The sequence below is a fragment of the Acetobacter sicerae genome, from assembly GCF_011516765.1.
In the GTDB taxonomy this organism is placed as follows: Bacteria; Pseudomonadota; Alphaproteobacteria; order Acetobacterales; family Acetobacteraceae; genus Acetobacter; species Acetobacter sicerae.
Genome location: NZ_JAAABN010000010.1, coordinates 42712 through 57098 on the forward strand (window position 1 = coordinate 42712; position 14387 = coordinate 57098).

Annotated in this window: 13 protein-coding genes; all 13 read right to left on the minus strand. The window is 60.8% G+C overall.

The features are described from left to right. On the minus strand, nt 1-2433 hold the full coding sequence (bamA, locus tag GVI59_RS11920) for an outer membrane protein assembly factor BamA (protein ID WP_173574444.1): 2433 nt from the start codon (nt 2431-2433) through the stop codon (nt 1-3). 251 nt (nt 2434-2684) lie between these two features. Continuing rightward, nucleotides 2685-3794, minus strand: a complete 1110-nt coding sequence (rseP, locus tag GVI59_RS11925; protein ID WP_173574445.1) for an RIP metalloprotease RseP — start codon at nt 3792-3794, stop codon at nt 2685-2687. A gap of 48 nt (nt 3795-3842) precedes the next feature. Further along, nucleotides 3843-5000 (minus strand): 1-deoxy-D-xylulose-5-phosphate reductoisomerase, encoded by a 1158-nt coding sequence (gene dxr, locus GVI59_RS11930; protein ID WP_173574446.1) that lies wholly within the window; start codon nt 4998-5000, stop codon nt 3843-3845. A 72-nt stretch (nt 5001-5072) separates the two neighbouring features. After that, on the minus strand, nt 5073-5957 hold the full coding sequence (locus tag GVI59_RS11935; protein ID WP_408736619.1) for a phosphatidate cytidylyltransferase: 885 nt from the start codon (nt 5955-5957) through the stop codon (nt 5073-5075). Further along, complete coding sequence (uppS, locus tag GVI59_RS11940; RefSeq protein ID WP_173574447.1) at nt 5954-6718, minus strand: polyprenyl diphosphate synthase; 765 nt, start codon at nt 6716-6718, stop codon at nt 5954-5956. Before uppS ends, GVI59_RS11935 begins: the two co-directional genes overlap by 4 nt. An 8-nt stretch (nt 6719-6726) precedes the next feature. Continuing rightward, entirely contained in the window at nt 6727-7248 is a 522-nt protein-coding gene (gene frr, locus GVI59_RS11945) for a ribosome recycling factor (RefSeq protein ID WP_048874179.1), read from the minus strand. A 126-nt stretch (nt 7249-7374) separates the two neighbouring features. Continuing rightward, on the minus strand, nt 7375-8112 hold the full coding sequence (gene pyrH / locus GVI59_RS11950) for a UMP kinase (protein WP_010668150.1): 738 nt from the start codon (nt 8110-8112) through the stop codon (nt 7375-7377). A 439-nt stretch (nt 8113-8551) separates the two neighbouring features. Next, nucleotides 8552-9451: a GTPase Era gene (gene era / locus GVI59_RS11955; protein WP_173574448.1), complete on the minus strand. Its 900-nt coding sequence runs from the start codon at nt 9449-9451 to the stop codon at nt 8552-8554. After that, nucleotides 9448-10194, minus strand: a complete 747-nt coding sequence (gene rnc / locus GVI59_RS11960; protein ID WP_173574449.1) for a ribonuclease III — start codon at nt 10192-10194, stop codon at nt 9448-9450. The genes era and rnc overlap by 4 nt, the downstream gene beginning before the upstream one ends. 24 nt (nt 10195-10218) lie before the next feature. Further along, complete coding sequence (gene lepB, locus GVI59_RS11965) at nt 10219-11025, minus strand: signal peptidase I (RefSeq protein ID WP_173574529.1); 807 nt, start codon at nt 11023-11025, stop codon at nt 10219-10221. A gap of 109 nt (nt 11026-11134) precedes the next feature. Next, the gene (gene acpS, locus GVI59_RS11970) at nt 11135-11542 is read right to left on the minus strand and encodes a holo-ACP synthase (RefSeq protein ID WP_173574450.1); all 408 of its coding nucleotides are present in this window, start codon (nt 11540-11542) and stop codon (nt 11135-11137) included. A 13-nt stretch (nt 11543-11555) separates the two neighbouring features. After that, on the minus strand, nt 11556-13838 hold the full coding sequence (locus GVI59_RS11975) for a RelA/SpoT family protein (protein ID WP_194299122.1): 2283 nt from the start codon (nt 13836-13838) through the stop codon (nt 11556-11558). Nucleotides 13839-13990: 152 nt separating this feature from the next. Then, complete coding sequence (gene rpoZ / locus GVI59_RS11980; RefSeq protein WP_077813480.1) at nt 13991-14377, minus strand: DNA-directed RNA polymerase subunit omega; 387 nt, start codon at nt 14375-14377, stop codon at nt 13991-13993. Between the last annotated feature and the right edge of the window lie 10 nt (nt 14378-14387).

Genomic DNA, 14387 nt, shown 5'->3' on the forward strand with positions numbered 1-14387 from the left:
TCAGAATTGCTGGCCGAAGCCAAAGCGCAGAAGCTGCGTACGGTCATTGTAACTGCGACGGATCGGTATACCGCAGTCAATATTCAGGAGGCCAAACGGACTTTTCCACGAAATACCGGCACCCGCGCTGACGCGCGGCGTCAGAGAGTTACCGCTTACGCCCTGATACAGGGAGCCATCCTTTTCGGGATTGGTCAGACGACGGCGAACGCGCAGACCCGCAAGGCTACCGGTGTCAACAAAGGCACGTCCACGAAGGCCCATGGAAGACGCGTAGGGGATCGGAAAGTGAACCGTCACCGATCCTGTATAGATGAAACGGCCGCCCAGCATATCTTCACCGGCACGGTTATGACCAACCGGAGTGTCCTGACCAATGGCGCGAGGTCCGACACCACCATCCCAGAAGCCGCGCAGGTTGTTACCACCAAGATAGAAGTTATCGATGATCCAGTCCTTGCCGTGACCCCAGTCAGTCATGTAGCCGGTGCCCGCCTTGAATTCGACGGTCCAGTCATGATTGTTCATGAGATCGTCAAGCGGCAGGTAGTAGGCGGCGTCAAACTTGCCACGGAGATAGCGGGCGTCACCACCCAGACCGGCGACATCGCCACCCAGACGCAGGATGAAGCCCTTGTGCGGCAGCATACGGCGGTCACGGGTATCATACTGCAGCACGGTTCCAAGCTGCGAGAGCAGGGAGTGACCCTGGTTATCCAGAATATACTGGGAGGAATGATCCCAGACACCCGAAACACCACGTTCCATCAGCGAGTAGTTGAACGACTGCGACAGATGGTTGGTATAGGCGTAACCCATACGCAGGGTGATGCCATAACGGCTCTCGGAGTAGTTCTGGTACGTCTGATAATGGTTGTTGATGTAGAACAGATCCGCGCCGACCACGAGGTTGCGGTTCAGGAAGTAGGGATCCGTAATCGAGGCATCAACCTGACGCTGGTAATAGGCCATGGTGCCGGAAATACCGGCGTCAACGCCCGTACCGAGCAGGTTATGCTGCTTCAGACCGATGTTACCGATCACGCCCACGTCGGTGGAGTAACCGCCACCAAGCGAGAATTCACCCGTCGGCTTTTCCACGACGCCAGTGGAAACATTGACCTTGTCCGGTGCGGAGCCCTGCCCCTGATTGATCGTAACCGTCTTGAAGTAGCCCAGATCCTCAAGGGACTGCTTGGCGTATTTCTTCAGAACCGGTGTGTACGGGTCGCCCTCGGACATCGGCATCTGACGACGGATGACATTGTCGCGTGTGACGGTATTGCCGTTGATGTCGAGCCGCTCGACATACATCCGCGGCCCTTCGCTTACGTCAAATAGAAGGTTGACGATCTGCTTTTCCGGGTTACGGGCGATCTCGGGACGGACCATCGCAAAGGGATTGCCTTCACTCTGGAGGCTCTCCTCCATGTTGGTCACGTTCTGCTGAACCGCGTTTCCGTCGTACCACTGATTCGGATAAACCTCGACATACTTACGCAGCTTCACGGCCGGCATATGTCTGAGGCTGGAACGAATATCGATCTTGCCCAGTCGGTAGCGCGGCCCTTCCTTGATCGTGAAGGTCACGAAGAAGGACTTGCGATCAGGTGACATTTCACCGGTCGCGTTGACCATCTGGAAATCGACAAATCCGTTGGCGAGGTAGTAACGACGCAGCAGTTCCGCATCGTATCGCAGCCGCTCGGGGTTGTACTGGTCAGCAGAAGAGAAGAAACGGTACCATGCCGTCTCTTTGGAGGAGACCACGCTGGCGAGCTGCGCTTCGCTGAAATGTCTGTTGCCGACGAACGCAATGCGCTTGATGAGCGTCTGGGGTCCCTCGTTGACCTGAAACACCACATCGACACGATTATGCGCCAGCTTGATCAGCTGCGGCGTCACTTCGGCGCCATAGCGGGCCTTCTGGGCATAGACCTCAAGAATCTTCTGCCGATCGGATGTCGCCGCCTCAGCCGTGAACACCGCACGCGGTCTCAGACCGATCACCTTGCGGAGGTCTTCATCCTTCGCCGCGTGGTTTCCTTCAAAGACGATCCGATTGACGATCGGGTTTTCGACCACCTGCACCTGCAGCATGTTGCCGGACCGGTGCAGCGTCACGTCCTTGAAAAGACCCGTGGCGTAGAGCGTCTTCAGCGAGCGGTCGAGATCGTCCTGATTGAAGGTGTCGCCGGGACGCGCGACCATATAGGACAGAATCGTACTCGGCTCGATACGGTCATTGCCGTGAACCTCGATTTCCTCGATGCGCTGATTGCGGGCGATCACATCATCGCCGACTGTCTGCCGTGACGCCACCGGATGTTGATGCACGGGCATGAACTGGGCGGAAGCCTTTTGAGACAACAGGGCGGGCAGCAGGCACACCGATGCAAGCAGAGCCGAACGTTTACTCTTCAACACCAGCACCCTTTCCGTCCTGAATTGTCACCATCAAGGCAGCCTTTCCGAACTGTCACTTTCAGGAAGACAGGAAGCTGTGCCACCTGCACAGTTTCCTCCCCTGGGACACAGCTTTGCGTCCACCATGGGACTATCCGAACTTCCGGTCATCCCGCAAGCCAGTGATGCCGGTTTTCCGCATTATGCAAAAGGTTTTTTTAATAAACCCTGCCTGCAGGGCACAGGGAGCGCCATCATGGACGCTCCGGCGAGCCCCCTCATCCCGCCAGCGAGGACAGCCACCTGAAAAGTCCAAAGCTGGAAAGGTCGTTGAAGGTCGAAAACAGAAACAGCCCGGCCAGCAGGGCAAAACCAGCCTGAAAGCCCAGTTCCTGTATCTTTTTTGGCACCGGACGGCCTCGAATCGCCTCCACCAGATAGAACACCAGACGGCCTCCATCCAGAATCGGCACCGGGAACAGATTGATCAGTCCCAGATTGACCGACAGCAGCGCCATGAAGGACAGCAGGCTGGCAAAACCATACTGCGCGACCTGTCCGGACATCTGTGCGATCCGCAACGGCCCTCCAAGATCCCGCGCCGTATGCTGTCCGGTAATGATCTGGATCAGTCCGTCCAGCGTCTGCACGGTCGTCATCCAGGTCGCCTTCGCCCCACTGACGACAGCACGGGGAAAGGACTGAGCGGCTCCGGGTGTTGAGGCAAACTCGATCCCAAGTTGACCGATCGGCTTCGCATGCCCGGAAGAGGACGCCACCCTGTCCAGCGTCACCGGCAGGGTGAGATCCTCCGCACCACGCTTGATGTGAATGGTCGTCTGCTGTCCCGGTTCAGACGCCACCTGCTTCTGGATCGCGGAAACATCGGAGCTGCTCAGATCACCCAGACCGAGGATGGTGTCACCGACCTTCAGCCCGGCGGTTGCGGCAGCGCTCCCCGTCCGCACACCCGCGACTTCGTTACGCGGCACAGGCTGGCCGCATGTCGCGAACAGCAACACGAACAGAACAAACGCCAGCACGAAATTGAAGACCGGTCCGGCGAGGATGATGATAGCGCGCGACAGGACCGGCTTGTCGTGGAAAGTCCGCCCCGGCTCCCATGCAGCTTTCTGCTCGTCCGTCGCCTCGTCCGGCCCTTCGAAACCGTGCGGCTTGACGAAACCGCCCAGCGGAATCGGCCCCACACGCCACTCGGTCCCGGCTTTGTCCGTCCACCGAACCAGCGGCGGACCGAAGCCGATGGAGAACGTCTCGACCTTCACCCCACGCCAGCGTGCGGCGAGGTAATGACCGAGCTCATGGATGAAGACCAGAACGCCGAGGACGACGCAGAACGCGAGGATCGTCCGGATCAGGTCATGCATGGGTCATACTCCTTTGCGCACGCATCGCGGCGTCAGATTCATGGCGGCTCAGGCTGCCCGCTTCAGGACGCGATCTTCCGCCGCCCGTCGTGCTTCCGCGTCCCAGTGAAGGACTGCGTCCAGATCATTGATGGCCGGAGCGCCGAGAGCCGCCATGACCGCCTCGACAATCCGGGGAATATCAAGAAAACCGATACGGTTGTTCAGAAAGGCTTCAACAGCAATCTCGTTCGCGGCGGAGAGGATGGTGGACGCGGCCCCTCCGTCACGAAGCGCCTGTCGCGCAAGACGCAGCGCCGGAAAGCGCACCGGGTCCGGAGCCTCGAACACGAGCGTTCCGAAAGCGGCAAGATCCAGACGGGGTGAGGTCGTCGCCATACGCTTCGGCCAGGCCAGGCAGTGCGCGATGGGGATACGCATGTCGGCGGAGCCCATCTGGGCGATCAGACTTCCATCTGTGTACTGCACCATACCATGCACGACGGACTGGGGGTGCACCAGAACGTCGATCCGGTCTTCGGTCAGCCCGAAAATGCGGGCGGCTTCAATAACTTCCAGCCCCTTGTTGAACATGGAGGCGGAATCGATGCTAATTTTCGCACCCATGGTCCATGTCGGATGCTTCAGCGCCTGCGCAGGTGACGCGGCTTCCATCTGCTCCAGCGTCGCCGTGCGGAACGGGCCGCCGGATGCGGTGAGAATGATCTTCTCGACCTGATCTTCCTGCCGGTCGGCCATGGCCTGAAAAACGGCGTTATGTTCGGAGTCGACGGGAAGCAATGTCGCGCCGGCGTCCTTCACGGCGCGCAGCATGACATCGCCAGCGCAGACCAGCGCTTCCTTATTGGCCAGCGCCACTGTGCGACCGTTCCTGACGGCGGCAAGAGTCGGCTCCAGACCGGCGGCGCCGGTGATCGCCGCCATGGTCCAGTCAGCAGGAACACCCGCCGCTTCGATAACGGCGGCGCGGCCACCACTGGCTTTCACGTCGGTTCCGGCAAGCAGGGACTTCAGTTCCGGAAGCAGCGCCTCGTCCGCAATCACGGCCTGTTCCGCACGCAGCGCCTTCGCCTGCTCGGCCAGCAGCGCGACATTCCGGCCACCGACCAGAACCCGCACCGCCACATCGTCGCCCGACTGATGCAGGAGATCGACCGTCGAGCAGCCGATGCTTCCCGTGCACCCCAGAACCGTTACTGTCTTCATCACCGCCTCATCTTACCCGCTTTATCCAGAAAAAACGACAGGGCTCCGTGAAGAAGCCCTGTCATACTTCCGTCAGCGTCCCATCATTCTCATCAGAGCAGCGAGAATATCGCCCACTCCAACAGTCCAGAAACCCGCACCCTGCTGCGCCGCCAGAGACAGCAGGGCCGCCAGCGGAGCAACCGCCAGCAGCGCATCAAAACGATCGAGCAGCCCACCATGTCCCGGCAACAGCGTGCCGGAATCCTTCACGCCACGCCTGCGTTTCACAGCGCTCTCGATAAGGTCGCCTGTCTGGGCCACAACACCCAGAAGCGCGGCCCATCCCGCGCTTCGAAGCAGCACTGAAGAGAGTGGCAAACCACCATTCTTTCCGGAAAGCCACGCCAGAAACATGCCCGCCAGCATGGCTCCGGCGAGACCACCGACAGCGCCTGAGCGCGTTTTGCCCGGAGAAATGGACGGAGCCAGCTTGGGGCCGCCGACAAGACGCCCCACCAGATACGCCGAGGAATCGCTGACCACGACCAGAGCAATGACGGACACCACCGACCATATGCCGGTATCGACTCCAAGACGCAGCCACAGCAGCGAAGCGCCCGCCGCAACAATGATGGCGTTGCCGCACCACAGGGCCGGGCCGAATATGAAAGCGCTCATGGGAAAGGCGACAAGCTGCGCCCATCGCCCGGCATAGGCCACGATACCGGCGCACAATGCCCATCCCAGATACAGCACGCCACGCCATGACCGCGTTGACAGGCCGAACAGTCCGGCCAGTTCGGACGCCAGTCCGCACATGGTCAGAATGATGAGGCCGCCATAGATCACGCCCCCGGCCCCGATCGCCGTCGCGGCCACGATGATGAGCACTACTGCGGAAATAAGGCGTGGTCTGAGATCCTGCCAGTTCGAACCTTTAGCCGATGCGGTCGGCGGGGAAACGGGACTGTTCACGCTGGACGCGCACCGAAGCGTCGTTCCCGGCGGGCATAGATCTCCAGCACCTGCATGAAGCTGGTTTCATTGAAATCCGGCCAGAGCTGCTCGAGAAAAACCAGTTCGGCGTAGGCGCTCTGCCAGAGCAGGAAATTGGAAAGCCGATGCTCACCGCTCGTACGGACAATGACATCCGGGTCGGGAATACCTGCCGTCAGCAGGTGACGTGACACGACATCCTCATCAATCGAATCGGGATCGATCTCGCCGCGCAGGGCCGCCCGCGCCAGCGCCTTCGCGGCCTGCACGATTTCGCTGCGCCCGCCATAGGACAGGGCCAGCAGCAGGGTCAGACCCGTGTTATGCGCCGTCAGCCGCTCGGCCCGCTCTAGCTCGTCGCAGAGATCCGGGCCAAAACGGTGCACCTCACCGACAAACAGGATGCGTACCTGCTGGCTGTGCAGTTCCGCCACCTTGTGACGGAGATAAAAGCGGAGCAGCCCCTTCAGATCCGCGACTTCATCAGGGCCACGCCGCCAGTTTTCCGATGAAAACGCATAGAGCGTCAGATATTCCAGCCCCTGCGCACGCGCCGCCTTCAGGCAACGGGTCACCGCCTCGGCTCCAGCGCGATGGCCGGCGATACGCGGCAGCCCACGAGAGGCGGCCCATCGTCCGTTACCATCCATTATGATCGCAACATGCCGGGGGACCGAACCGTCCGAAGACGCTCCGATCGTCACAGGGCCTGTCGTCGCCGTTGCCAGAGGAAGAGGCATTCCCGAGATCAGACCTGCTTGATCTCGCGCTCTTTTTCAGAAAGCGCCTCGTCGATTTTCTTCACGTACTGGTCGGTGAGCTTCTGGATCGCGTCCGACCACGTCTTCACATCGTCCTCGCTGATCTCGCCCTTCTTCTCGAAGCCCTTGGTCTTGTCCATGCCATCGCGACGGACACCGCGAACAGCAATCTTGGCGCCTTCGGAATACCGACCGGCGGCCTTGGCCAGTTCGTTACGGCGTTCTTCGGTCAGCTGGGGAATCGGCACGCGGATGGTCTGACCTTCGCCCGCCGGGTTGAGACCCAGACCGGAATCGCGAATGGCCTTTTCAACCAGACCAGCCAGCGAACGGTCCCAGACCTGAACCGTCAGCATCCGTGCTTCCGGAGCCGCGATCGTCGCCACCTGCGTCAACGGCACTTCACCGCCATAGGCCTCGACACGCACCGGCTCCAGCAGGGCCGCGTTGGCGCGCCCGGAACGCAGACCGGCAAAATCACGACGCAGGCTGTCGAGCGCACCCTCCATACGGCGTGTCAGATCTTCAGTAAGCGTGTCCAGTTCAGCCACAGCGGCTCTCCCCTCAACAGACCGGCTGCAATGATTCGCACGCCGGTTCAAACATGAATGATTGATGAACGTCTTTGCGCTGTATCAACCGGCTTCTTCAATCCGTGTAAATGGCCCCTCGCCCCTCAGCACGCGCTGAAAAGCCCCTGCTTCGTGAATATTGAAGACAATGATCGGCAGTCTGTTCTCACGGGCGAGGCTGATGGCCGCGGCGTCCATGACATTGAGATCGCGTGACAGAACTTCAAGATAGGTCAGGCTCTCATAGCGCTTGGCGTCCGGATTTTTGCGGGGATCGGAGTCATAGACGCCGTCCACCTGCGTTCCCTTCAGCAGAATGTCGCAGTCCATCTCTGCGGCCCGCAGGGCTGCCGCCGTATCCGTCGTGAAGAAGGGATTGCCCGTGCCGGCGGCGAAGATCACAACCCGGCCTTTTTCCATGTGGCGGACGGCGCGGCGACGGATATAGGGTTCGGCGATCGAGGACATGTGAATGGCCGACATGACCCGCGTGGGGATGCCTTCCCGCTCCAGGGCGTTCTGCACCATCAGCGCGTTGATGACGGTGGCCAGCATCCCGGCATAATCGCCCTGGGCGCGGTCCATGCCGCGCGCTGCGGCTGTCAGTCCGCGGAAAATATTGCCGCCACCGACAACAAGGCAGACCTGAATGCCGCTCTGTGCGACAGCAGCGACGTCAGCCGCGATGCGGTCGACCGTCTGGGCGTCAACGCCATACTGGCCGGTGCCCATCAACGCCTCACCGGATATTTTCAGGAGCGCACGACGCGGCGTGGCGGGGCCTTCAGCGGTGATGTTCATGGTACCTCAATGCGCGGATAATTCGGATGTTATGTCCACGTCCCTCATCGTCCTGCCGAACGATATGACATGGAACCCGAGGCCACGTCATATCGCCCGATGGCGCGTATCACAAGAACAGACGTAAATATCCCTATAAAATTCAGGTTTACCTGTCAGGAGTCGCTCCAGAACAGGAGCGCCTTATCCCCGTCATCAGTGGATGGCCTCCCACGTTCGATCATCAGGTCTCTGAGAAAAACCGGCCAAGCTGACGCACAGCTTCACGCCCCACAAAATCCGTTCATGCTTTTGAAACAGGAGATCGGGCGGGCTCCACCTTTGCCAGAAAGGGCAGAGCCTCCATCACCCTTTTCATTTCATCCAGCCGGGATCAGGCTTTGTCGGATCAGGGGCAAAACACAGAGCGCCGCCCCCACGCAACACTCAAAAACAGTCTTCAGGCGTTATCATCCAGCCCGATGGCCCGCAGACGCGCCCGCTCCTCATCCCAGCCAGCACGTTCTTTCACATTGAGGAACAGGTGACAGGGCCGGTCCAGCAGATCGGCCAACTGAAGCCGCGCCTTGAGACCGATTTCCCGGATACGGCGGCCCCGCTCGCCGATCAGGATCGCCTTGTGGCTCGCCCGGCCAACATAGACGGTGACATCGATCCGTACGGAACCATCCGGACGCTCGACGAAACTTTCCGTCTCGACCGTCGCGCCATACGGCACCTCCTCATGCGTCTGCAGAAAAATCTGCTCACGCACCAGCTCCGCCGCCAGCAACCGATCCGGCAGATCGGTCATGTCATCTTCCGGATAAAGGAATGGACCGGGCGGCAGGGACTCCGCCAGACGATCGAGCAGATCGTCCACGCCATTACCCGTGCGGGCGCTGATCATGAAGACATGCTCGACCGGGATCATCTCGGCAACAGCCGCCGTCAGCGGCAGCAGGGACTGCGGCGTCACCAGATCGGTCTTGTTCAGCACCAGCCAGACACGTCGTCCGGCCTTCGCCAGCTGTTCGATCACGGCCGTCGTCGCATCATCCAGTCCGGACTTCGCGTCGATCAGCAGCAGCGTGACGTCCGCATCCTCGGAGCCTGACCATGCCGCCGCCACCATGGCGCGATCGAGCTTGCGCTTCGGACGGAAGATACCCGGCGTATCAACGATCAGAATCTGGGTTGCGTGCCGGATCAGGATGCCCAGCACCCGAAAGCGTGTTGTCTGCGCCTTGGGGCTGACGATCGACAGCTTTGCGCCCGCCATACGGTTCAGCAGGGTCGATTTCCCTGCATTCGGCGCCCCGACCAGCGCGGCGAACCCGCACCGTGTCTCTTCTGTCATTTCCGTCCTGCTCCCGGTGCAGTGTTAAATCTTTCCAGCAGATTGGCTGCGGCGGCACTTTCGGCCGCGCGCTTGCTACCCGCTTCTCCTTCGCCAACCATACCGGCGGCGTGAACTTCCACGACAAAGCAGGGAGCGTGTGACGGCCCGTCCGCGCTGACCACCTCATAGGCTGGCAGAGCCAGCCCACGCGCCAGAACCCACTCCTGCAAAGCCGTTTTCGGATCTTTCGGCGGCCGCGCCTGCGCGATGATGGCGCTTCCCCACCACTGCCGGACCAGCTTGCGGGGCGGCTCCAGGCCACCATCCAGATACAGCGCACCCAGAATGGCTTCGAGCGCATCGGCCAGCACGTTCGCCGTGCCACGAATCCCGGCCTTGTCCTCGTGCTCGGCGACATCCAGAGCTTCAGGCAGTCCCAGTTCCTGCGCCACCTGCGCCAGCGCGGTGCGCGACACAAGATGGGCATGACGCGAACCAAGCGCTCCTTCCTGCTCATCCGGATAGCGTTCCAGCAGCCATTCCGCCATCAGCAACCCGAGCACCCGATCGCCTATGAACTCAAGCCGTTCGTTCGAGCCAGCGCCTTTGGTCTGGCTTTTCCCGCTGCTTTTTCCAGGACGCTTTCCCGTACGCCGCTGATGCGCGGCGGAACGATGGGTCAGCGCTTCTCCCAGCAACTTCGCGCTGGTGAACCGATAACCAATCCGCTGCTGCAGGCTGTCGAGTACGGTCTGTTCCACAAGATCCCCGTTCGTCACTGTCGATCAGTGCACGACATGGAAAAGCCGGGCCCACCGGATTTCCGTCGGCCATGCCCAGAATTGCCAGATCGGGTGCGTCATATCCACAGAGAAGAAGATCATACCTGCCCGGCCAACGAGATTCTCCATGGGCACAAACCCGAGATCCTGATCGGCATCGCCCATGAACCGGCTGTCCGCGCTGTGATCACGGTTGTCACCCATCGCGAAGAAATAGCCGGGGGGGACAATGTAGTCAGGCGTATCGTTGCGCTGTCCATCTTCCGGAAAAAGCAGAACCTCATGCTCGACAGGCGTCCGCCCGGCGCTTCCCGGCAGGGTCTCCCGACACAGATGCCCTTTCCGGCCCATATGATATTCGTCCTGCTCGGCATATTCGCCTTCAGGCGCACAGGGCACAGCCGTGCCGTTGAGATAAAGCTGCCCTTCACGCATCTGGATGTGATCACCGGGCAGACCCACGATCCGCTTCACGTAATCAATGGATGGGTTCTTGGTGAAACGGAACACCGCCACATCGCCACGATGCGGCTCCGCACCCCAGACGCGCCCCTGAAACAGGTTGGGAGAGAGCGGAAATGAGTATTTCGAATAGCCGTAGCTATATTTGGAAACCCACAGATAGTCCCCCACCTGAAGCGTCGGGATCATCGAACCGGAGGGAATGTTGAACGGCTCGTAGAGGAATGTGCGCACCACCAGAACCAGCAGAATGACACTTGCAAACCAGCGCACGAAGTCAAACAGGCTCTCCCCTTTACGGGCAGCCCCATGTCCCTGCGTCGTTACGCTTTCGTCCTTAGGCTTCATTCCATCCCCTGTTTCCGCCTGATCCCCGCCACACGGCAAGGCTATCGCACCCTGACCGGGCGAACGGCGGATGAAGCCGAGGCGACCCACCCCTGTCAAGCAAAAGCGCTCAGAGACGCGGCAGGGCCTCGATCATGACCTGCGCCAGTGCGTAAGGCGTATCATCCGTCATCGACAGGTGAAGACGCCCCTCCATATCCGCCGGAACCATGGCGGCCAGCCTGACGGCAGCCCCTCCGGTCAGGGTCAGCACCGGCTGCCCGGACGGCAGATTGCCCACACCGATGCAGCTATGAAACACGCCGTCGGCAAACCCTGTTCCAAGCGCCTTGGCGCAGGCTTCCTTGGCGGCCCAGCGTTTGGCGTATGCTCCAATCCTCGCCTGCCCGCTGCGACGTTCCGCCCGCGCCCGTTCGGTTTCCGTAAAGACACGATCCAGAAAACGGGCCCCGAAGCGTTCGATGGCTTTTTCGATCCTGCGCATGTCGCACAGATCCATGCCGGTGCCGATGATCATGCCGGAAAGCCTCTCATGACCGCGCCCGCTCGACCTGAGAGATTCCCTCCACGGAGCGAAGCCCCCCGATCACACTCGACAGATGCCGCAGATCCCGGACTTCCACGTCCACCAGCACTTCCATGAAATCAAGCTGACGATGCACGATCTTGAGATTGACGATCGAGCCATCCTGCCGGGACACGCCATTGGTGATCGTCGCCAGCGTGGTCGGCTCGTTCGCAGCAATCACCGTGACACGACCAACAAACGGTTCGCTACCCGCCTTCCCGACACGTCCGAGCGCTTCGTAATCCCAGTCCACATCCAGAAAGCGCTCAGGTGTAGCGGCAAAGGATTCCAGCGTCTGACAGGTTGCCGTATGGATGGTCACACCCTTGCCGCTGGCGACCACGCCCACGATCCGGTCGCCCGGCAGCGGATGGCAGCAGCCAGCAAAATGAACGGCAATTCCTGCCCCGAGGCCGACCAGCGGCGCCATCCCGGCCCCACCCGTTTTCGGCTTGGGCACCGGCGCACGCGCCACGAGACCCGGCACCATGCGGGGGCCACGGGTGGTGCGGCGCAATTCGGGATAAGCGGCATGAACAACATCACGCGGCCCGATATTGCCGGTGCCGACCGCGACATACAGATCTTCAACAGACGCCTGCTTCAGTTCCTTGAGCAGCGTCTCCAGCACCTTTTCGGAACCGTCCACGCCTTCCTGACGGAACGCCTTGGCGAGCGTCGCCTTACCCGAGTCGAGCGAGACCTGACGCTGCTGCTGCGCGACATAGCGGCGGATGCGGGCGCGGGCCTTGCCTGTGACGACAAACCGTTCCCATGACGGCGACGGCGCGCCGCCGCGAGCGGTCATGATCTCGACCTGATCGCCGTTCTGAAGCTCGTAACGCAGCGGCACCAGCCGTCCATTCACTTTCGCGCCGACACACGAATCACCGACCTGACTGTGCACGGCGTAAGCAAAATCGACCGGCGTCGCGCCAGCGGGCAGCGGAATCAGCTGACCTTTCGGCGTGAAGCAGAAGACCTGATCCTGATAGAGCTCCAGCTTGGTGTTTTCGAGAAATTCGTCCGGTGCTGACGAATCTTCCAGAATTTCGAGCAGATCCTGCACCCAGCGCGGGCGCTTCATCTTGCCGACAACCTCGTCCGGCGCGGCGCCAGTCGGAAGCTGCTTGTAGGCCCAGTGCGCCGCCACACCGTTCTCGGCGATGTCGTTCATCTCCTCGGTGCGGATCTGAACTTCAATTTTCTGATTGCGCGGATGGCGCAGCGTCACACCGGTATGAAGGCTCTGGTAACCGTTGGCCTTTGGTGTGGAGATGTAATCCTTGAACCGTCCGGCGATCATCGGGAAAGCGCCGTGGATCGCGCCGAGCGCGGCGTAACAGTCCTCCCGCGACTCCACGATGAGGCGGAACGCCATGATGTCGGAGAGCTGTTCGAACGCCACATTGCGGCGCTGCATCTTTTCCCAGATCGAATAGGGCGATTTCTCACGCCCCTTTACGTCGACATTCTCAATCCCGGATTCGCGGCACAGACGCGCCAGCTCGCGTTTGACGTCCTCAATGATGTCAGCGCCCTGCCCGCGCAGGTAATTCAGGCGGGCGCGGATGGTGGCGTCGGCTTCCGGCTCCAACTGAGCGAAGGCGAGGTTCTGCAACTCCGTCTTGACCCGATCCATACCGATACGGCCGGCGAGCGGCGCATAGATATCCATCGTCTCACGGGCGATGCGGCGTCTGCGATCCTCACGCTGCACGAAATGCAGGGTGCGCATGTTGTGCAGACGATCCGCCAGCTTGACGATGAGCACGCGGATATCCCGCGACATCGCCAGCACCAGCTTGCGGAAGTTCTCGGCCTGTTTGGTGCGGTCGGACTGGAGTTCAAGACGGGTCAGCTTGGTGACGCCATCGACCAGTTCGGCGATCGTTGGACCAAACTGCTCCCGCAGCGTCTCGATGGTGACGCCGGTATCCTCAATTGTATCGTGCAGGAGAGCCGTTGCGATGGATGGCACATCCATCCGGAACCGCGCGAGGATCATCGCAACGGAGAGCGGATGGGTAATGTAGGGATCACCCGCATCGCGCAACTGGCCTTCGTGCGCAGTACGCGCAACCTCGAAGGCCTTCTGGACGAGCGCTATGTCCGCGTCAGGATTGTATCGAAGGATACGCTTGATCAGGCGATCAGCCGAAACCTCGGTAATTTCGTCATTTTCCGATGGTGACACACCCCGCCCCCGGGCGAGCACGAGATGCTTTTCCTGCTCCACCTTCATGCCTTTCCACCGGACAGGTTACAGTCAAACAGCGGAACGGCAGGAGAAAGCGCGGGGATGACGAAAATCTCCATGATTGGCCGGAGGAGGTTCAGTCCCCGTCAGACGCTCCGGAAAAGGAGCGCCCGGCGGTGTCATGTGTCAGAGCGGGTTCAGCGTTTGCCGCGGCCTGACATTTCGGCCTCGAAAGCGGCCTTCATTTCTTCAGGAGAGAGGTCAGTCACCTCCTCCTCTGCGGAACTTTCCTGCAGACCGAAGATGTTCTGCTCGGTCGGGATAAGATCCATGACCTCTTCATCGGCAGGCTCAGGCTCGGGAGCACGCGCCAGCGAACGCACAAGGTCGCTGCGCAGCGGCTCAAGCTGAACGGTCTCCTCGGCGATCTCACGAAGCGCGACAACAGGATTCTTGTCGTTATCGCGATCGACTGTCAGTTCCTCACCGCGGGACAGGTTGCGTGCACGCTGAGCAGCAAGCAGAACCAGTTCAAAGCGGTTCGGCACCTTCTCGACGCAATCCTCGACTGTGACGCGCGCCATGGGGCGGACC